Below are 413 nucleotides of genomic sequence, written 5' to 3'. Positions count from 1 at the left end.
GTACTAGCGGCCATTTTTTGTTGTTTTTATTGGTTAGTTTCTATTGTATTTCGCTATTCCCATAATCTTACGTAACTAGTTGATATTAAATTACTAAGCATGGTGGGAGGGGGGGTTATATATAAAAAAGGCTTAGATATTTTCTAAGCCTATTTAAAGCATACGTTAGATATGGTTCATGAGAGCGATTAAAATGAGTATGTAACACCAACGCGTGTTTTTAACTGACGTTCACTCTCTTCCGCTGAGCCATAATCTGATGTCCAAAATTCAACATAAGGTCTTAGATTATCGAATTTATAGCCGATTTTTACCCCTAAATCCCATTCCCAATCTTTTCCATTCGCTTTGACTTGATCTTCATAGCTTTTGACGTAGTTCGCCTCATAACTTAATTGAAGGTTTTTTAAATC

At 34.9% G+C, this 413-nt stretch carries 1 protein-coding gene; it reads right to left on the bottom strand.

Annotated elements, in window-relative coordinates:
- Positions 1-188: 188 nt before the first annotated feature.
- The coding region (locus AB4653_RS28780) for an oligogalacturonate-specific porin KdgM family protein (RefSeq protein ID WP_372106057.1) at positions 189-413 on the bottom strand (225 nt) is incomplete at its 5' end.

Origin of the sequence: Vibrio sp. 10N.222.48.A3 (assembly GCF_041475345.1) — a bacterium.
Classification (GTDB): Bacteria; Pseudomonadota; Gammaproteobacteria; order Enterobacterales; family Vibrionaceae; genus Vibrio; species Vibrio tasmaniensis_A.
The sequence above is the reverse complement of the archived record's forward strand: the minus strand, read 5'-3'. Positions and strand labels throughout refer to the sequence as shown.